This window comes from Burkholderia sp. AU45388 (genome assembly GCF_030481585.1).
GTDB lineage: Bacteria > Pseudomonadota > Gammaproteobacteria > Burkholderiales > Burkholderiaceae > Burkholderia > Burkholderia sola.
Genome location: NZ_JAUJPV010000003.1, coordinates 42,230 through 60,477, shown reverse-complemented (window position 1 = coordinate 60,477; position 18,248 = coordinate 42,230). Strand labels below are relative to the sequence as shown.

At 70.3% G+C, this 18,248-nt stretch carries 13 protein-coding genes and 1 pseudogene; 7 read left to right on the top strand and 7 right to left on the bottom strand.

The genetic code is table 11. The features are described from left to right. Nucleotides 1-444 precede the first annotated feature (444 nt). From QZM72_RS07710 to QZM72_RS07690, 5 genes are all read right to left on the bottom strand, one after another. The gene (locus tag QZM72_RS07710) at nt 445-879 is read right to left on the bottom strand and encodes a hypothetical protein (protein WP_089469922.1); all 435 of its coding nucleotides are present in this window, start codon (nt 877-879) and stop codon (nt 445-447) included. Nucleotides 880-1,087: 208 nt separating this feature from the next. Next, the gene (locus tag QZM72_RS07705; RefSeq protein ID WP_301737740.1) at nt 1,088-5,275 is read right to left on the bottom strand and encodes a bifunctional nitrate reductase/sulfite reductase flavoprotein subunit alpha; all 4,188 of its coding nucleotides are present in this window, start codon (nt 5,273-5,275) and stop codon (nt 1,088-1,090) included. A 16-nt stretch (nt 5,276-5,291) separates the two neighbouring features. Further along, nucleotides 5,292-5,636, bottom strand: coding sequence for a nitrite reductase small subunit NirD (nirD, locus tag QZM72_RS07700; protein WP_301737739.1), 345 nt, complete (start codon nt 5,634-5,636; stop codon nt 5,292-5,294). A 37-nt stretch (nt 5,637-5,673) separates the two neighbouring features. Then, the gene (nirB, locus tag QZM72_RS07695; RefSeq protein WP_301737738.1) at nt 5,674-8,247 is read right to left on the bottom strand and encodes a nitrite reductase large subunit NirB; all 2,574 of its coding nucleotides are present in this window, start codon (nt 8,245-8,247) and stop codon (nt 5,674-5,676) included. Between the two features lie 21 nt (nt 8,248-8,268). After that, entirely contained in the window at nt 8,269-9,594 is a 1,326-nt protein-coding gene (locus QZM72_RS07690) for an MFS transporter (RefSeq protein ID WP_301737737.1), read from the bottom strand. A 661-nt stretch (nt 9,595-10,255) separates the two neighbouring features. Here QZM72_RS07690 and cobA point away from each other — a divergent pair. The 7 genes and pseudogenes from cobA to QZM72_RS07655 all read left to right on the top strand — a co-directional run bounded on the left by cobA (nt 10,256) and on the right by QZM72_RS07655 (nt 16,244). Then, the gene (gene cobA, locus QZM72_RS07685; RefSeq protein WP_089470581.1) at nt 10,256-11,017 is read left to right on the top strand and encodes a uroporphyrinogen-III C-methyltransferase; all 762 of its coding nucleotides are present in this window, start codon (nt 10,256-10,258) and stop codon (nt 11,015-11,017) included. 120 nt (nt 11,018-11,137) lie between these two features. Continuing rightward, nucleotides 11,138-11,731 carry an ANTAR domain-containing response regulator gene (locus QZM72_RS07680; RefSeq protein WP_089469928.1) on the top strand — a complete coding sequence of 198 codons (594 nt, stop codon included), beginning with the start codon at nt 11,138-11,140 and terminating at the stop codon, nt 11,729-11,731. A 5-nt stretch (nt 11,732-11,736) separates the two neighbouring features. Then, a complete protein-coding gene (locus QZM72_RS07675; protein ID WP_089469929.1) occupies nt 11,737-12,789 on the top strand; it encodes a CmpA/NrtA family ABC transporter substrate-binding protein in 1,053 nt (350 codons plus the stop codon). 141 nt (nt 12,790-12,930) lie between these two features. Then, the gene (locus tag QZM72_RS07670; RefSeq protein ID WP_089469930.1) at nt 12,931-13,530 is read left to right on the top strand and encodes a uracil-DNA glycosylase family protein; all 600 of its coding nucleotides are present in this window, start codon (nt 12,931-12,933) and stop codon (nt 13,528-13,530) included. A 61-nt stretch (nt 13,531-13,591) separates the two neighbouring features. Further along, nucleotides 13,592-14,368: pseudogene (locus QZM72_RS07665) on the top strand (YkgJ family cysteine cluster protein). Nucleotides 14,369-14,487: 119 nt separating this feature from the next. Further along, entirely contained in the window at nt 14,488-15,429 is a 942-nt protein-coding gene (locus QZM72_RS07660; protein ID WP_089470582.1) for a helix-turn-helix transcriptional regulator, read from the top strand. A gap of 116 nt (nt 15,430-15,545) precedes the next feature. Continuing rightward, nucleotides 15,546-16,244: a fumarylacetoacetate hydrolase family protein gene (locus QZM72_RS07655; RefSeq protein WP_089469931.1), complete on the top strand. Its 699-nt coding sequence runs from the start codon at nt 15,546-15,548 to the stop codon at nt 16,242-16,244. Nucleotides 16,245-16,305: 61 nt separating this feature from the next. Here the strand turns inward: QZM72_RS07655 and QZM72_RS07650 are convergent, their stop codons facing one another. Continuing rightward, nucleotides 16,306-16,845, bottom strand: a complete 540-nt coding sequence (locus tag QZM72_RS07650; protein ID WP_089470583.1) for a DUF4303 domain-containing protein — start codon at nt 16,843-16,845, stop codon at nt 16,306-16,308. A 126-nt stretch (nt 16,846-16,971) separates the two neighbouring features. Beyond that, a complete protein-coding gene (locus QZM72_RS07645; RefSeq protein WP_301737736.1) occupies nt 16,972-18,183 on the bottom strand; it encodes an MFS transporter in 1,212 nt (403 codons plus the stop codon). Nucleotides 18,184-18,248 lie beyond the last annotated feature (65 nt).

Here is an 18,248-nt window from a genome sequence, read left to right as displayed (position 1 = left end):
TTCAGTGGTGGTGCATAGCGTGTCGCGGCGCGGATTGGCCGGGCGGCGACAAAAATCTCGTTGTTCTCCTCGGGCGGCCGGCCATCGGGAAGGCTGGGGCGCCGGGATCAGAACTTACGAGTATAAGGAACTTATATTACAAAATCTTTCACACGGGCATTGTGCGGTTTTGTGGCACGTTTGCCGCGCGTCCGTGGCCGGTCGCGTGCCCACCTCGCATCAAAATGCGTGCGGCGGACACGCGCAAGGTGCGCATCATACCGGGAACCGCGGTGGTTTTTTCATCAGATGAATGACTTGCGATGCATTTCGGAGGAATCTGCCGCGCCGAGCCCGGCCGGCGAGGACGGAAACGCGACGGCCCGGCACGTTCCGGAATGGCGGCGGGTCGATTCGGTGCGCCCGTCCCGGCGCACCACGCGTATGGAAATTCGCTGCCGCGCGTCACTTCGCGCGCTCATGCTCCCCCAATCCGATCGCCTTGTAGTCATAGGTCGGGTAGAACTCCGTCCGGTACGCGCCCCAGGCCGTATCCTCGAGCACGCGGTTGACCTCGCGCAACCGCGACGCCGGCAGCCGCAGCACGACGATCTGCCCGATTCCCATCGTCACCGTCCAGCTCACCACCTCGACGCCCGGCGGCGGAAACGCCTTGTAGAACCCCTGCTTCGCGAGTTGCGCATTCAGCTCGGCAAGCGGGCGCGACTGGTCGTGCTTCAGGAATACGGTCAGCAGCACCGCGTTGTCGGGCGTCGCAGCGGCCGAACCTGCCGGCGCCGTCGACGTCTGGCCGATCGCCGGTGCGCTGGAAACCGCGGCGACCGCCAACGCGGCGGCAATCGCGAACGTTCGAATCGGAAAATGCGGGAAGACGGTCATCACGCGACTCCATGGCTTCGTTGGGGGAGCCGACATCATGCGCCGCCGGACCCATTGCTGCAGCGAGCGGCCGATGCGATTCCGACGCGCCCGAGCGGCTGGCGTTTCCGCTCGAAGCGTTCATGCGCGCCCAGCAGGCGCACGCACGGGAGCGCCTGCAGTCGACCTGCCAGCGAAACTGGCGGACAACCGCCCGCCGCTCGCACGCTCAATACACGTCGCGCATGTACCGCCGCGCCTTCGAAAGCCGCGCGACGTAGTCGTTCGCGGCTTCGTCCGACATGCCGCCGTGCTCGGCGACGACCGCCTTCAGCGCCGTATCGACGTCCTTCGCCATGCGCGCGGCGTCGCCGCACACGTAGAAGTGCGCGCCTTCCTCCAGCCATGCGAACAGCTCGGCGCCCTGCTCGCGCATCCGGTCCTGCACGTAGACCTTGTCGGCCTGATCGCGCGAGAACGCGAGATCGAGCCGCGTGAGGAACCCGCTGTCGCGCATCGCGCTCAGTTCGTCGCCGTAGTAGAAGTCGGTCTGCGCGTGCTGCTCGCCGAAGAACAGCCAGTTGCGCCCGCGCGCGCCGCGCGCCTGCCGCTCGTGCAGGAAGCCGCGGAACGGCGCGACGCCGGTGCCCGGGCCGACCATCACGATCGGCACGTCGCCGTTCACCGGCGGCCGGAAATGCGCGGACTTCTGCACGAACACGGGCACGCGGCCGTCGTCCGCGCGATCGGCGAGGAACGTCGACGCGACGCCTTTGCGCGCGCGCCGCCCGTTGTGATAACGCACGGCCGACACGGTCAGGTGAATCTCGCCCGCGTGCGCGCTCGGGCTCGACGCGATCGAATAGAGGCGCGGCTGCAGGCGCTTGAGCATGCCGACCAGCTCCGCGCCCGACAGCTCGACCGGGTATTCGTGCAGCACGTCCGCCAGTTGTTGCCCCCACAACCATTGCTTGAGGTCGGCCTTGCGATCGTCGCCGAGCAGCGACTTCAGCGCGCCATTGGCGCTGCGCGACGCGATGAAGGCCAGCGTGTCCGGATGCGGGCGCGTGATGTCGAAGTGGCGCGCGAGCGCGTCGCCGAGCCGGATATCGCCGACGCCCGGCACCGACACGGGCGCATCGGCCTTCAGCGCGGTGACGGACAGCAGCTCGTCGACCAGCTCCGGACAGTTGGTCGGCCACACGCCGAGCGCGTCGCCGGTTTCGTATTCGAGGTTCGCGCCCTGGGTCGACAGCGACACGTAGCGCGTGTCCTTCGCGGCGCCCGGCCGGTTCAGCCGCAGGTTCGCGACGAGCTTCGACGGCGCCGGATGCGCTTTCGTCGGCAGCAGCCCCGACGGGCTCATCCCGCCGGACGGCACCGCGTGCAGCGCGGCATCGGCCTCCTTGATCCGCGCGACGACGCGCTCGAGCCACTGATCGGCATCGTGCTGGAATTCGACGTCGCAATCGACGCGCGCACAGAGGCGCGCCGCGCCGAGTTCCGCAAGCCGCGCGTCGAGCCGGCGGCCGTGGCCGCAGAACTGGTCGTAGTTGCGGTCGCCGAACGCGAGCACCGCGAAATGCACGCCGTCGAGGCGCGCGGCGCTGCCGGCCTGCAACGCGTCCCAGAACTCGCTGCCGTTGTCGGGTGCATCGCCGTCGCCGAACGTGCTCGTCATCAGCAGCACGTATTGCGCACCGGCCAGCGATGCAACCGGATAGTCGGACATGCACGCGGTGCGGATCTCGAAGCCCGCGTTCATCAGCTTCGTCGCGTAATCCTCGGTCAACGATTCGATGTTGCCGGTCTGCGACGCCCACAACAACGTGACCTTCGGGCGCGGGCGCACGATGCGCACGCCGCCGGCCGCGGCGGCGTCGGCCGGCAGCGCCGGCGCGGCACGCTCGTCGGCGTGCGCGGGCGGCGAGCGGCTGAACAGCCCCGCGAGCATGCCGTCGAGCCAGAATCGCACGGGCAGCGTCAACGGCGCGCCGGCCGGCAGCACGGGCACGCCGCCGTCGCGACGGCCGGCGCTCGCCTTCAGCCCGCTGACGAGGCCGGCCACGTACAGCCGCTCGGTGTCGGTCAGCGGCGGCGGCGCGAAATCGGCGACGCCCAGCGCGGCCGCGAAAGTGTCGATGTCTGCCATGTCGGGTTCCTGTGAAGCTGTGGCCTGCACCGTCGCCGGCGCGGGCCGCGCGTCGCCGGCGCCTGCATCGGGTTGCGCGGTGTCGTCGTCGGCGTGCGCGAATGCATCGGCTTCGACGCGCGTGAGCGCGACCGCGCAGTATTTCAGTTCGGGTTGCTGCGATTCCGCGTCGATCGCGTCGTTCGTCACCGCGTTGATGCACAGGTCCTCGCCGTACACGTCGTTCCAGTGCATCGGCGCGAAGCAGTTGCCGCGCCGCACGCGGTCCGTCACGACGGCCGGCAACACCGCGCGGCCGCGCGCCGAACGGATCTCGACGCTGTCCTTCGCGGCGATGCCGAGCGCGCTCGCATCGTCCGGGTGCAGCTCGACGAACGGGCGCGGGTTGAGCTTGTTCAGCATCGCGACCTTGCCCGTCTTCGTCATCGTGTGCCACTGATGCTGCAACCGCCCGGTGTTCAGCACGATCGGGAACGTGTCGTCGGGCAGCTCGGCCGGATCGACGTGCGGCCGCGCGAAAAAGCGCGCCTTGCCCGACGGCGTCGGGAACGCGATGCGCGGCGCGTCGCCGCCGTCGGCTGCCGTGCGCGGCGGCTGGCTCACGCCGTCGTTCAGGTAGCGGATCGGGTGCCGCTCGCGCGCGGCGCCCGGCGCGACCGGCCATTGCACGGGCCCGTCGCGCAGCGCCGCGTGGCTCGCGCCGCGCAGATCGTAGCCGGTCGCCGGATTCGAGAAGCGCACGATCTCGTCGAACACGTCGGCCGCCGACGCATAGTCGAACGCATCGCCGAAACCCATCGCGCGTGCGACTTCCGCGATGATGCGCCAGTCGGGCAGCGCATCGCCGGGCGGCGCGACCGCCGCGCGCATCAGCGTCATGTTGCGCTCGGAATTGATCATCACGCCGTCGCCCTCGGCCCACAGCGCGCCGGGCAGCAGGATGTCCGCGTAGCGGTTGGTCTCGGTGTCGAGGAACGCGTCCTGCGCGATCACGAGTTCCGCGGCTTGCAGCCCGGCGATCACGTTGCGCCGGTTCGGCACGGTCGCGACCGGGTTCGTGCAGACGATCCAGCACGCCTTGATGTCCCCGGCCGCCATCCGCTCGAACAGGTCGACCGTGCCGTTGCCGGTGTCCTTGCGCAGCGTGCCGGCCGGCACGCGCCACAGGTTCTCGACGAAGCGGCGATCGTCGTCGGATGCCACCGAGCGCTGGCCCGGCAACCCCGGCCCCATGTAGCCCATCTCGCGTCCGCCCATCGCGTTCGGCTGGCCGGTCAGCGAGAACGGCCCGCTGCCCGGGCGGCAGATCGCGCCGGTCGCGAGATGCAGGTTGCAGATCGCGTTGGTGTTCCACACGCCGTGCGTGCTCTGGTTGAGCCCCATCGTCCAGCAGCTCATCCATTCCTGTGCGTCGCCGATCCATTGCGCGGCCGTGCGGAGGTCGGCTTCGGCCAGCCCCGTGATCTCCGCGACGCGCTCGGGCGTGTAGTCGGCAAGGAACGCGGGCATCGCGTCCCAGCCTTCGGTGTACGTATCGATGAACGCGGCATCGGTGCGCCCGTTCGCGTGCAGCAGGTGCAGCAGCCCGTTGGTCAGCGCGAGATCGGTGCCCGGCCGAATCTGCAGGAACAGGTCGGCCTTGTCGGCGGTGCCGGTGCGGCGCGGATCGACGACGATCAGCTTCGCGCCGGCCTTCACGCGATCCATCATCCGCAGGAACAGGATCGGATGACAGTCGGCCATGTTCGCGCCGATCACGAAGAACAGGTTCGCGCGATCGAAATCCTGGTACGACCCGGGCGGCCCGTCCGCGCCGAGCGACTGCTTGTAGCCGGTGCTCGCGCTCGCCATGCACAGGCGCGAGTTCGACTCGATGTTGTTGGTGCCGACGAAGCCCTTCGCGAGCTTGTTGACGAGGTATTGCGCCTCGATCGACATCTGCCCCGACACGTAGAACGACAGCGCATCGGGCCCGTGCGTATCGAGCACCGCGCGCAGCCGCCGCGCGGTCTCGGCGATCGCGTCGCGCGCCGGCAGCGGCACGAGGTCGTCCTCGCGGGCGCGCCGCACGAACGCACGGTCGAGCCGCCCCGAGCGGCGCAGCGCGACGTGCGCGGACGAACCCTTCGTGCACAGCCGCCCGAAGTTGGTCGGATGGTCGGCGTCGCCGGACACCTTGACGACTTCGCCGTCCTCGACGTGCAACACCATCCCGCAGCCGACGCCGCAGTACGGGCACACGCTCTTGACGGGGGTGGCGGTCATGCGTGCTCCGGGACGTTCAGGCTGCGATCCATACGAAGCCGTCCTCGACCCGCGACGGATACGCGCTCACCGACTGCTCGGGCGCTTCCAGGCATTCGCCGGTGCGCAGGTCGAAGTGCTGCTTGTACAACGGCGATGCAACGACGACGCGCTCGCCGAGGCTGCCGATCAGCCCGCGCGACATCACGGCGGCCTGCGACACGGGATCGACGTTGTCGATCGCGAACACGCCGCCGTCGGCGTGCGCGACGTGAAACACCGCGACCTGCTCGCCGTTGACGAGCGCACACACGCCGGTGTTCGGCACGATGTCGTCGAGCGGGCACACGCGGGTCCAGCACAGCGGAAGACGATCGTTCATGATGGGCTCCTTTATAAGATGCGGGTGTCGGTCGGGGTCAAACGGTCGCGGGTTCGGCGACGACCGGAATCGCCACGGGCTTGCCGCCCGTGCGCTCGCCGGGCGTCGCGGGCCGGATCTGGCCGCGCGTCTCGACGAATTCGATGGTCGTGTCCGGCGCGTCGCTGTTCACGAAGTGGCGGAAGCGCTTGCGCGTGTCGGGATCGGTGACGGCGCGCTTCCATTCGCACTCGTAGGTGTCGACCACGTGCTGCATGTCGGCCTCGAGCTCGGCCGCGATCGCGAGCTTGTCGTGCACGACGACGTCGACCAGGTAGTCGAGGCCGCCTTCGAGGTTGTCGCGCCACACGCTGGTGCGCTGCAGCCGATCGGCCGTGCGCACATAGAACATCAGGAAGCGGTCGATATAGCGGATCAGCGTGTCGCGATCGAGATCGGACGCGAGCAGTTCCGCGTGGCGCGGCTTCATCCCGCCGTTGCCGCACACGTACAGGTTCCAGCCCTTCTCGGTCGCGATGATGCCGACGTCCTTGCCCTGCGCTTCCGCGCACTCGCGTGTGCAGCCGGACACGCCGAACTTGATCTTGTGCGGCGCGCGCAGCCCCTTGTAGCGATTCTCCAGGTCGATCGCAAGGCCGACCGAATCGTCGACGCCATAGCGGCACCACGTCGAGCCGACGCACGACTTCACGGTGCGCAGCGCCTTGCCGTACGCGTGCCCCGATTCGAAGCCGGCGGCGATCAGCTCCTCCCAAATCGACGGCAGCTGCTCGACGCGCGCGCCGAACAGGTCGACACGCTGGCCGCCGGTGATCTTCGTATACAGGCCGTATTTCTTCGCGACCTGGCCGACCGCGATCAGCCCTTCCGGCGTGACTTCGCCGCCCGGCATGCGCGGCACCACCGAATACGTGCCGTCGCGCTGGATGTTCGCGAGGTAGTAGTCGTTCGAATCCTGCAGGCCCGCGTGCTCCTTCTTCAGCACGAACTCGTTGAAGCACGACGCGAGGATGCCCGCGACGGCCGGCTTGCACACGTCGCACCCGAGCCCGCGGCCGTGCTTGTGCAGCAGTGCGTCGAACGTCGTGATGCGCTCGACGCGGATCAGGTGGAACAGCTCCTGGCGCGAATACGGGAAGTGCTCGCACAGATGATTGTTGACCGCGAGGCCCTGCTTCTTCATCTCGGCCTTCATGATCTGCGTGACAAGCGGCACGCAGCCGCCGCACGACGTGCCGGCGCCCGTGCAGGTCTTCAGTGCGCCGAGGCTCGTCGCGCCGTCGGCCACCGCCGCGCAGATCTGCGACTTCGACACGTTGTTGCACGAGCAGATCTGCGCGCCTTCCGGCAGCGCATCGACGCCGATCGCCGGTTTCGCCGCGCCGTCCGACGACGGCAGGATCAGGAATTCCGGCGACTCGGGCAGCTCGATCCGGTTCAGCATCATCTGCAGCAGCGTGCCGTATTCGGCCGCATCGCCGACCATCACCGCGCCGTGCAGGAACTTGCCGCAGTCGGACACCACGAGCTTTTTGTAGACCTGGCGGCGCTCGTCCGCGTACTGGTAGGTGCGGCTGCCGGCCGTCGTGCCGTGCGCGTCGCCGATGCTCGCGACGTCGACGCCCATCAGCTTCAGCTTGGTGCTCATGTCGGCGCCGGCGAACGCGGCGTCCGCCGCTTCGTCGGCGTCGCCCGCGAGTTGTTTCGCGACCACGCGCGCCATGTCGTAGCCGGGCGCGACGAGGCCGTACACCATGCCGTTCCAGGCCGCGCATTCGCCGATCGCGTAGATGTCGGCGTCGCTCGTGCGGCACGCGTCGTCGATCGCGACGCCGCCGCGCGGGCCGATCTCGAGCCCGCACGCGCGGGCCAGTTCGTCCCGCGGCCGGATGCCGGCCGAGAACACGATCATGTCGGTGTCGAGATGCGAGCCGTCGGCGAATGCCATCCGGTGCGCGCCTTCGTCGCCGTCGACGATCTCGAGCGTGTTCTTGCCGGTATGCACGGTCACGCCGAGCGCCTCGATCTTCGCGCGCAGCATCCGGCCGCCGCCATCGTCGACCTGCACGGCCATCAGGCGCGGCGCGAATTCGACCACGTGCGTGTCGAGCCCCATGTCGCGCAACGCCTTCGCGCATTCGAGGCCGAGCAGCCCGCCGCCGATCACGACGCCGCGCTTCGCGTGCGCGCCGCACGCCTGCATCGCTTCGAGATCCTCGATCGTCCGGTACACGAAGCAGCCCGCGCGATCGCGGCCCGGCACCGGCGGCACGAACGGACGCGAGCCGGTGGCGAGCACCAGCTTGTCGTAGGCGAGCGTTTCGCCCGACGCGAGCGTGACCGTGTGCGCGGCGCGGTCGATCGATGCGACCGGCGCGTTCAGCCGCAGGTCGAATTGCGGATGACGCTCGAAGAAGCCGGGTTCGACGAGCGACAGGTCGTCCGCCGACTTGCCCGCGAAGAATTCCGACAGATGCACGCGATCGTAGGCCGGGCGCGGCTCCTCGCCGAGCACCGTGATCTGCGGCGCGCCGGCCGCGCCGGCTTGCGCCGCGACGCATTCGAGGAGCTTGTGGCCGACCATGCCGTGGCCGATGACGATGAGTTTCATGGTGACGGTTCCTTCGGTCGATCAGTTCGCGGCGCCGGCGGCGGCCAGTGCGCGATCGCGCAGTTCCGCTTCGCGCGCCTTGTGTTCTTCGCTGAAGCGCACGGCCATCGCGCACAACGCGGTTGCGGTCACGACAAGGCCGAGCACGCTCAGCGTGTGCTGCACGTCGCCGACACCCTTCAGCAGGAAAGCCGCGGCGACCGCGCCGACGTTGCCGCCCGCGCCGACGATCCCCGCGACGCCGCCGAGCGCCTTGCGGTCGATGAACGGCACGAGCGCATACGTCGCGCCGCACGCCATGTGCGTGAAGAGGCCGAAGGTCAGCATCGCGACGAGCGCGACGCCGATGCCTTGCGCATGCGAGAACCAGATCAGCCCGAGCCCTTCGCCGATGATCAGCGCGCACAGCAGCGCCGCGCGCACGTCGAGGCTGCGCCGCGCGGCGATCTTGTCGGACAGCCAGCCGCCGAGCGCGCGGGCGAACAGCGCGAGCAGCCCGAACATCCCGACCGCGAAGCCGGCGTCCTTCAGCGACAGCTTGAAGTGATCGACGTAGTACAGCGCGGCGATGTTGTGGATGAACACCTCGACGCCGAAGCATGCGCCGTACGTGACGAACAGCATCCACACGCGGTAGTTGCCGCAGGCCGCGAAGAAGCTCGCCCAGCCGCCCTTCTTGCCGCTGTCGACCGTCACGCCCTGCTGGCGCAGCGCGACGAAATCGCCTTGCGGGCAGTCCTGCGTGAAGCGCCAGTACGCCCACGCCATCACGAGCATCGCCACGCCCGGCACGACCAGCGCGATGCGCCACGAGGAATCCTCGCCGAAGCCGAGCATCAGGCCGGCGGCGACGAGCAGCGGCATCAGCGCCTGCGTCGCGCCCGCGCCGGCATTGCCCCAGCCGGCCGTCGTCGCATTCGCGGTGCCGACCACGTTCGGCGCGAACATCACCGACGTGTGGTACTGCGTGATCACGAAGCCCGCGCCGATCGCGCCGATGCCGAGGCGGCAGATCAGGAACCACAGGTAGTCGTGCGTAAACGACACCGCGAATACGGGGATCGCGCCGAGCAGCAGCAGCCCGGCATACACGCGGCGCGGGCCGAAGCGGTCGCACAGCGGACCGACCAGCAGCCGCACGGCGATCGTCGCGGCCACCGCGGCGATGTTGATGTTCGCGACTTGCGCCGCCGTCAGATGGAATTCGCGCGCGATCAGCGGCATCAGCGGCGCGCACGCGAACCACGCGAAGAAGCATACGAAGAACGCCATCCACGTCAGATGGAACGCGCGCATCGGCGCGGTGCGGAGGCTGAAGAGATCGATACGGGTAGCTTTGTCGGTCATGTCGTCCGCCCAAACGAAAAACGGCGTCCTGCGCACCCGGTCTCGTCGAGACCCGATGCGTAGGACGCCGTTGCCCATGAAGCCCGTTGCCGGGCGCTTCGGTATTCGGTACTGCGGACGGATCGCCATTGATCCGCCCGAACGAGCTAACGCAAGCGACGTGCCATGTGGGCGTCAATCGCGCCGCGAGCCCCACCGTACAAGGCGCGCCGGGCATCGGGCACGTCGCCGCGGTGCGCGGTGCGCTCTCCGTCGCGATGCATCGAGGCACAGATGTGGTGCGCTGCAGCACTGTCGCCGTGCGACATCGCGGTGCGCGCGGGCGGCGCACGATGCACGCCGATGCGGCATCGCGACTGCTCGCGCATGGCGAGCACAGGCACGCTCGCGGCCATCGCGCGGTGCGTCGCGGCACACGACGGGCCGCGCGTCGCGCCGGTTGGCCCGGATATTGCTGAACGGCATGCATCACCGGCAACGGCGCCGGTGGGCAGTCCCCGCAAAACCCTGCCCGCCCTTCAAGGCGGGCCCGACAGGACAACGGCGTCCCCCCCGTGCACGGCACGGCCGGATGCCGGTGCGTTTCGACCGCCCGCCGCCGCCGAGCAACAACGCGACATCAGACCGCCGCAGCGATGCGATGCGGCACAGGATTACGACAATGACGACAGGCAAAGTCACGCTGCTGGGCGCCGGCCCCGGCGACCCCGATCTCCTCACGCTGAAGGCGGTGAAGGCGCTGGCCGCCGCCGACGTGCTGCTGCTCGACGATCTCGTCGCGCCCGGCATCGTCGAACTCGCGCCGCAGGCGCGCGTGATCCGCGTCGGCAAGCGCGGCGGCTGCCGCTCCACGCCGCAGGCGTTCATCGAGAAGCTGATGCGCCGCTACGCGCTGCGCGGCGCACACGTGGTGCGCGTGAAAGGCGGCGACGCGCTGCTGTTCGGGCGCGCCGGCGAAGAACTCGCGACGCTGCGCGCGGCCGCGATTCCGGTCGAGATCGTCAACGGCATCTCGTCGGGATTCGCCGCCGCCGCGAGCCTCGGCATCTCGCTCACGCACCGCGAGCACTGCCAGGGCGTCACGTTCGTCACCGCGCACCGCCAGGACCATGGCGAACCCGACTGGGCACGGCTCGCGGCGACCGGCACCACGCTCGCGATCTACATGGGGATGAGCCGCGTCGACCGCATCGCGGCGGGCCTGCTCGCCGCGCTTCCCGCTTCGACGCCGGCAGCAGCCGTGCAATGGGCCGGCACGCCCGACGAGCGCCGCTGGACCGGCACGCTGGGCACGCTCGCGCGCGGCATCGACGCCGCGCGGCTCGGCAGCCCGGCCGTGATCCTCGTCGGCGGCGCGATCGGCGAAGCGGCCGCGCAGGACGCGGACGCGGCAACCGATGCGACACTCGCGCGGGCCGCCTGACATGCGCGGCATCGTGCGGCGTCAGCCGCTCCCCATTTCCTTCCGCCCCGGCCGTGCATGCGGCCCGCATGCGTCGTTCGCCGGTTGTACCGACGCGTCACCGCCCCTGTTGCCCGCCTCATGAGTGCGTCCGCCCCCACCCGCCTGCGCGTGCTGCTCGTCACCGATACCGACAAGCCGATCGGCGAGCTCGGCGACGCGCTCGCGCGCCTCGGCTACGAGATGCTGAACGACGTCGCGACGCCCGCGCGGCTGCCGGCGGCCGTCGAGGAGCAACGCCCGGACGTCGTGATCATCGACACCGATTCGCCGTCGCGCGACACGCTCGAGCAGCTCGCGGTCATGCATGCGACCGCGCCGCGCCCCGTGCTGATGTTCAGCCACGACGCCGATCAGGAACTGATCCGCGCGGCGGTCGGCGCGGGCGTCAGCGCGTATCTCGTCGAAGGGTTGTCGGCCGAGCGCCTCGCGCCGATTCTCGAAGTCGCGCTCGCGCGCTTCTCGCACGACGATGCGCTGCGCCGCCGGCTGGCCGACGTCGAGCGCGAACTCGAGGAACGCAAGCTGATCGACCGCGCGAAACGCGTGCTGATGGACCAGCGCAAGCTGTCCGAACACGACGCCTATGCGGCGCTGCGCAAGCGTGCGATGGATCACGGCCTGCGCATCGTCGACGTCGCGCGACAATTGCTCGACGCGCCACCCCAGTCATGAGTGCCATGCATACCTCTCTCCCCGCCGCGCCGGAACGCGCGCATCTTCGCCTCGGGTTCGTCGCGCTCAGCGACGCGGCCCCGCTGATCGTCGCGCAGCGCCTGAACCTCGGCGCGCGTCATGGCCTCACGCTCGAATTGAGCCGCCAGCCGTCGTGGGCGGCCGTGCGCGACAAGCTGCTGACCGGCGAACTCGACGCCGCGCACGCGCTGTACGGGCTCGTCTGCGGGCTGCAGCTCGGCATCGGCGGCCCGCAGGCCGACATGGCCGCGCTGATGGTGCTGAACCGCAACGGCCAGGCGATCACGTTGTCGCGCGGCCTCGCCGACGCTTACCGCGAAACCGGCAGCGTGCGCACCGCGTTCGCGACGCTCGGCCGCAAGCCGCTGCTCGCGCAGACCTTTCCGACCGGCACGCATGCGATGTGGCTGAACGCGTGGCTCGCGTCGCACGGCGTCGATCCGCTGCGCGACGTGCGCAGCGTCGTGATTCCGCCGCCCGAGATGGTCGCGGCGCTCGCGGGCGGCGAGCTCGACGGCTTCTGCGCGGGCGAGCCGTGGCACGCGGTGGCCGAAGCGTGCGGCGCGGGCCGCACCGTGGCGGTCACGAGCGAGGTCTGGCCCGATCATCCGGAGAAGGTGCTCGCGACCCGGCGCGATTTCGTCGCGCTGTATCCGGCCACCGCCCGCGCGCTGATCCGCACGCTCGTCGACGCATGCGCGTGGCTCGACAGCGCCGCGCACCGCCGCGAGGCGGCCGACTGGCTCGCGTCGCCCGACGCGCTCGGCGTGCCGGCCCGGTTGATCGCACCGCGCCTGCTCGGCGACTACGGCGCGGGTCCGTTCGCGACGCCGCCGCTGCCGATCCGCTTTCACGACGGCGGCGCGGTGAACCGGCCCGACCCGCGCGAGGGCCAGTGGTTCCTGTCGCAATACCGGCGCTGGGGCATGCTCGGCGGCTCGCACGACGACGCAGGCATCGCCGCGGCGATCGCGCAGACCGCGTTGTATGATGCTGCGGTCGCCGAAGGCGGCGCGGCGGGTCTGTCGCTGGCGTAGCGCGCAGGCGTAGGGCGCGCCGCGCAGTGCAGCCGGTGCGCGCCGGCGCCACGCCGAGCCGGCGGCCCTTCCGCTGCCCGCGCTTGCCGCTCGTGCCGCTCGTGCGACAGCACCTTGCCACTCCATCCCCGCTCCGAATCGATGCCGAAACGAACGCGCGCGCCGCTCGACGTGCTGCTCACCGAAATCCGCGCGTGCCGTGCTTGCGAAGCCGACCTGCCGCTCGGCCCGCGCCCGGTCGTGCGTGCGCATCGCGCCGCACGCATCCTGATCGTCGGCCAGGCGCCGGGCGCGCGCGTCCACGCGAGCGGCATCCCGTGGGACGACGCGAGCGGCAAGCGGCTGCGCGACTGGCTCGGCGTCGACGCCGAAAGCTTCTACGACGAGACGCGCTTCGCGATCGTGCCGATGGGCTTCTGCTACCCGGGCCGCGGCGCGAGCGGCGACAACCCGCCGCGCCCCGAATGCGCGCCGCTGTGGCTCGACCGGCTGCTGGCCGAACTGCCGTCGATCCGGCTCACGCTGCTGATCGGCCAGTACGCGCAGCGGCATTTCCTGCGCGACACGCGCAAGGCGACGCTGACCGACACCGTGCAGGCCTGGCGCGACTACGGCCCGGCGATCCTGCCGCTGCCGCATCCGTCGCCGCGCAACCAGGCATGGTTCAAGCACCATCCGTGGTTCGACGCCGACGTCGTGCCCGAGCTGCGGCGCCGGATCGCGCCGCTGGTCGCCCGGTAAACGCCACCACGGCCATGCCGCGACGCTTCGCAACATCCCTGTTATCGGTATCGAATCGAGCATGAACGACACCCCAACCGATATCGACTTTGCCTGCAACGGCTGCGGCGGATGCTGCCGCGACTGCGCATTCCGCTGACGATCGACGAAGCCATTGCGTGGCTGCAGCGCGGCGGCCACGTGGAGCTGCTGTGCGACGCGATGCCGTGGCTCGTCGAGCCCGAACCCGACAACGCGTTCGCCGCGCGTGCGCTCGACCGCCGCGGCGAGCGGCTCGCTGCCCGTCCGCATCACGATCATGCTCACCGCGACCCATGCCGGACCGTGCCCTAACCTGCTCGACGACCTGCGTTGCGCGATCTACGACGAGCGCCCGCTCGTGTGCCGGATCTATCCGGCCGAAGTCAATCCGTTCGTGCCGCTGGTGCCGGGCGGCAAGCAATGCACGCCCGACGCGTGGCAGCAGACACCGTTCGTCCGCGGCGGCACGATCGTCGACGCGAATACCCGCGAGAACATCGCGCGCTCGCGTGCAGCGAGCGAAGCCGAGACGCCGCTGCGGGCACGGCTTTGCGCGGCCTTGGGGATCGATACGGCGGCAGTTGCCAACGAAGGGTTCGCGATCCATGCGCCGCCGGCCGCCACGCTGCTCGCGGCGCTGACGGCGCTGCGCGCGGCGGAGCCGGCACCGTCCGGCGCCGACGACGCCATCGCGTGGACGCTGGTGTCGAACCGTACGTCGACGGTGGATGCGCTCGTGTCGGTCGGCGCGACCAGTCAGCGTGCAGGTAGCCGCAGCCCGCACGCCCGTTATCTCGGCTTCCACCCGGACGAATGATCGCCGCGCGCCGCGCCGCGGGCGGCAGCGGGCGAAGCCGCGCGGCCGCACGGATCGCCGTCGCGCCCGGTTCGCTGTACCATCGCGGCTCAACCGCGTCACGAACAGCACAATCCTTCATGCCCTCCACCGCCCCGCCGCGCCTGTACGGGATGCCCGAACGCAGCGACCGGCTCGACTTCTACATCCGCGACCAGGCGTCGCGCCAGGCGATCACCGAGCCGCACCGGCACGCGTATTTCCAGATCCAGTTCAACCTCGGCGGCGACACCGAGCAGCGCATCGGCGGCGTCACGCGGCCGTTTCCGCGCGGCGCGCTCGCGTTCGTGCTGCCGCACCGCGAGCACCTGATTCCGCACCCGGAAGGCGCGCATTTCATCGTGATCAACTTCAGCCAGGCGTTCCTGCGCGCCGATCTCGACGTCGATCCGCTCGATCTCGAGGACGTGCCCGCGCACCGCTTCCCCGAACTCACGCCGTTCCGCTTCCAGGAGCATCTCGATTTCATCCTGACCGGCGATACGTACGACGAAGCGCGCCGCCTCGCGCTGTGCATGCTCGACGCCGATCGCGTGCGCACGTTCGGCTCGACCACGCTGCTGCGCGGCTACCTGCTGCAACTGATCGGGCTCGTCTGCACGCAGTACGCGGGCGCGCTCGACAAGCTCGCGCAGCGCGGCGCCCAGCGCGCCGGCCGGCGCGACGCGCTGGCCCGCGTGCTGCGCCACGTGCGCGCGAACCTGACCCGCGAGGACCTGACGCTCGCCGCCACCGCCGAAGCCGCGTTTCTGTCGCCGAACTACCTCGCGCACCTGGTGCGCAAGGAAACCGGCAGCACCTTCACCGATCTCGTGACCGAGCGCCGGATCGCGCTCGCGCAGTCGCTGCTGGCCCATACCAGCCGGCGCATCGCGGACATCGCCCGCTCGGTCGGCTTCCGCGACGAAGGCTATTTCGCACGGCGCTTCCGTGCGCGGGTCGGCGTGTCGCCGAAGGCGTACCGCGACGCCAACGCCGCGCTGCCCGCCGCCGACGACGCGCAGCCGGCCGCCGACGCGTAGTTTTGTCCCGGTAAAGCGCAGTTGCGTCGCATCCGCGCGCACGCGCGTCGGGTATCGTTGCACGCATGCCGGCCGCTGCGCCGGCCATCCGTCTTCCTACCGAACGAGGCCCTCCGATGTCCGCCTATGTCATCGACGCCGCCGAGCGTCCCTCCGTCGAAGTCGAACAGTCGTCCGCGCGCTTTCCGGTGCGCCGCGTCTTCTGCGTCGGCCGCAACTACGCCGACCATGCCCGCGAAATGGGCGCCGACCCCGACCGCGAACCGCCGTTCTTCTTCGCGAAGCCGGCCGACGCGATCGTTCCGGCCAGCGGCACGGTCGCCTATCCGCCGCTGACGAACGATCTCCATCATGAAATCGAGCTGGTCGTCGCGATCGGCAAGGACGGCCGGTCGATCGACCCGGCCGACGCGCTGTCGCACGTGTGGGGCTACGGCGTCGGCGTCGACCTCACGCGCCGCGACCTGCAGGCCGAAGCGAAGAAGCTGAGCCGGCCGTGGGACTGGGCGAAGGGCTTCGACGCGTCGGGCCCCGTGACCGCGCTGCGCCCCGTGACGGCCACCGGCCACCCGGCGACCGGCGGCATCTGGCTCGCGGTCAACGGCGACACGCGCCAGCAAGGCGACCTCGCCGACATGATCTGGCCCGTGCCCGACGTCATCGCGTACGTGTCGCGGTCGGTCGAGCTGAAGGCCGGCGACCTGATCTTCACCGGCACGCCGGCCGGCGTCGGCGCGCTGCAGCCGGGCGATCGCGTGACGGGGGGCGTCGACGGCGTCGCGACGTTCGAATTCGTGGTCGGCGCGAAGCCGTAACGCGGCATGTGGGGCGGCCGCCTGCCAGGGGCCGCCGCGCGGGATGGGATCCCGATGACGGTCAGTCGTAGCGGCGCAGGAACGCGTCGGCGACGGCCGGCGGATTCAGCGCTTTCGCCGACGCGTTTTCCAGCGCCTCGGCCGCATCGTCGTCGCTGATCGACACGAACAGCGTGATGGCCGCCCGGTCGTCGCCCGTACCGAACACGCCGTCGCGATCGAGCAGCCGCAATGCCTCGATCATGTCGGTGTGCAGTTGCCGGGAAAATTCCGCGAATCGCGACCGGACGAACTGCGGGCTCAGCACTTCGTCGGCCAGCCTGCCGCAGATCGCGTTGAACGGGGACGCCTCGGCCGCCTCGTAGGCCCATTCGGACACGCCCCACACGAACCACGGATCGTCGTCCGCAACCGCCTGTTGCGCGCGGATCCGGCCCAGCCCTTCGACCGAATTGGCGGCCGGCACCACCGTCATCGCGCCGCTGTCGGTGTACAACGCAAACGCGTAGAAATGCTCGTCCGGGTGCAACGCCCGCAACGCCCTGAAGGTCGCCTTCGCGGCATCGGCAATGTCCCGCTGGAAATCAGAAAAGTCGCTCATCGCATCCTCGTCCAGTCGCCCTTCGCGCTCGTCGGGACGCGCGGCGCGCGGATCGTGCGTCGTCTCCCGGCATGCGGCGGATTGTCCGTCATTCGGCCGCGCGCCGGTACCGGGGCGCACCCGCGCTCACCGCCCGGCGTCCTGCCCGTCGAACGCCCGCACACACACGGCGGCCGCCAGCGCGATCGCCGCCGACAGCAGCATCATCGCGAGCGGCAGGTAGCCTGCGTTGCGCGGGGTCAGCAGCGCGCCCGTCAACGACGATAGCGCGGCGCCGCCGCCGATCGTCATCGCGCCGGCCAGCCCCGACGCGCTGCCCGCCAGCTCCGGGCGCACCGACACCGCGCCCGCATGGGCGCCGGGATTGCTCAGTCCGTTGCCGATGCCGACCAGCACGCACGGCCCGAACCACGCAAGCGCGTGCGTCGCGCCGCCGAACATCAGCGCAAGCCCGATCAGCGGGCCCGCACACGCCACGACTCGCCCGCCCAGGATCGTCGTGGCCGGCGCATGGCGGCGTGCGACCCGCGCGGCCAGAAAGCTGCCGCCCACGAAACCGGCCGTGATCGTCCCCATATAGAAGCCGATCTCGGCCGGCGCGATGCCGAACCGCGTCTTCGCGGCGAGCGGTGCGCCGGCCAGGAACGCATAGAACGCGCCCGTCGAAAATGCCATGCACAGCGCATAGGCCCAGAAACGGCGCGCACGCAGCAACGCCGGATACGCACGAAGCTGCTGCGCGAAGCTCGACGGCCGGCGCGTATGGGTTTCGACGAGATCGAGCGCGCACCACGCGAACAGCGCGATGCCGACCGCGCCCAGCAACCAGAAGCTCGCGCGCCAGCCGGCCGTCTGGTCGAGCACGCCGCCGAGCGTCGGGCCGAGCATCGGCGCGAACGCGGCGGCCATCGCCGCATAGCCGATCCGGCTTGCCGCACGCGCGCCGCCGCCGGTGTCGCGGATCGCCGCCATCGACACCGGATACACCGACGTGATCGCCGCCTGCATCAGCCGGCAGCCGCGAAACACGCGGATATCGGTCGCCATCGCGCAACCCAGCGAACCGAGCGCGAATATCGCGACGCTCGTCAGCACGATAGGCCGCCGCCCAAAGCGGTCGGACAGCGGTCCCGTCACGCATTCGAGCGACGCGGCCACCGCCGCATACCCGCCGAGCGACAGCGCGACGAGCGCATAGTCGGTGTGCAGGTCGCGCACGATTGCCGGCAGCGACGGCAGGAACAGGCTCAGCGGCAGCACCGACAACGCGCACAGCAGGATCAGCGTGGCGTATCGCGGCGACGCCGGGTCGGAAACGGTCGACGGGTTCGATGGCAAGCGGACGCCCTCCCGCGCACCGGCCGCACGGCCGTGCGCAACACAAAAAAAAGCCCCCGAACGAG

Coding starts and splice junctions, on each gene's coding strand:
- QZM72_RS07710 (WP_089469922.1), bottom strand. CDS start 879: ATGACCGTCTTCCCGCATTTTCCGATTCGAACGTTCGCGATTGCCGCC.
- QZM72_RS07705 (WP_301737740.1), bottom strand. CDS start 5,275: ATGACCGCCACCCCCGTCAAGAGCGTGTGCCCGTACTGCGGCGTCGGC.
- nirD (WP_301737739.1), bottom strand. CDS start 5,636: ATGAACGATCGTCTTCCGCTGTGCTGGACCCGCGTGTGCCCGCTCGAC.
- nirB (WP_301737738.1), bottom strand. CDS start 8,247: ATGAAACTCATCGTCATCGGCCACGGCATGGTCGGCCACAAGCTCCTC.
- QZM72_RS07690 (WP_301737737.1), bottom strand. CDS start 9,594: ATGACCGACAAAGCTACCCGTATCGATCTCTTCAGCCTCCGCACCGCG.
- cobA (WP_089470581.1), top strand. CDS start 10,256: ATGACGACAGGCAAAGTCACGCTGCTGGGCGCCGGCCCCGGCGACCCC.
- QZM72_RS07680 (WP_089469928.1), top strand. CDS start 11,138: ATGAGTGCGTCCGCCCCCACCCGCCTGCGCGTGCTGCTCGTCACCGAT.
- QZM72_RS07675 (WP_089469929.1), top strand. CDS start 11,737: ATGCATACCTCTCTCCCCGCCGCGCCGGAACGCGCGCATCTTCGCCTC.
- QZM72_RS07670 (WP_089469930.1), top strand. CDS start 12,931: ATGCCGAAACGAACGCGCGCGCCGCTCGACGTGCTGCTCACCGAAATC.
- QZM72_RS07660 (WP_089470582.1), top strand. CDS start 14,488: ATGCCCTCCACCGCCCCGCCGCGCCTGTACGGGATGCCCGAACGCAGC.
- QZM72_RS07655 (WP_089469931.1), top strand. CDS start 15,546: ATGTCCGCCTATGTCATCGACGCCGCCGAGCGTCCCTCCGTCGAAGTC.
- QZM72_RS07650 (WP_089470583.1), bottom strand. CDS start 16,845: ATGAGCGACTTTTCTGATTTCCAGCGGGACATTGCCGATGCCGCGAAG.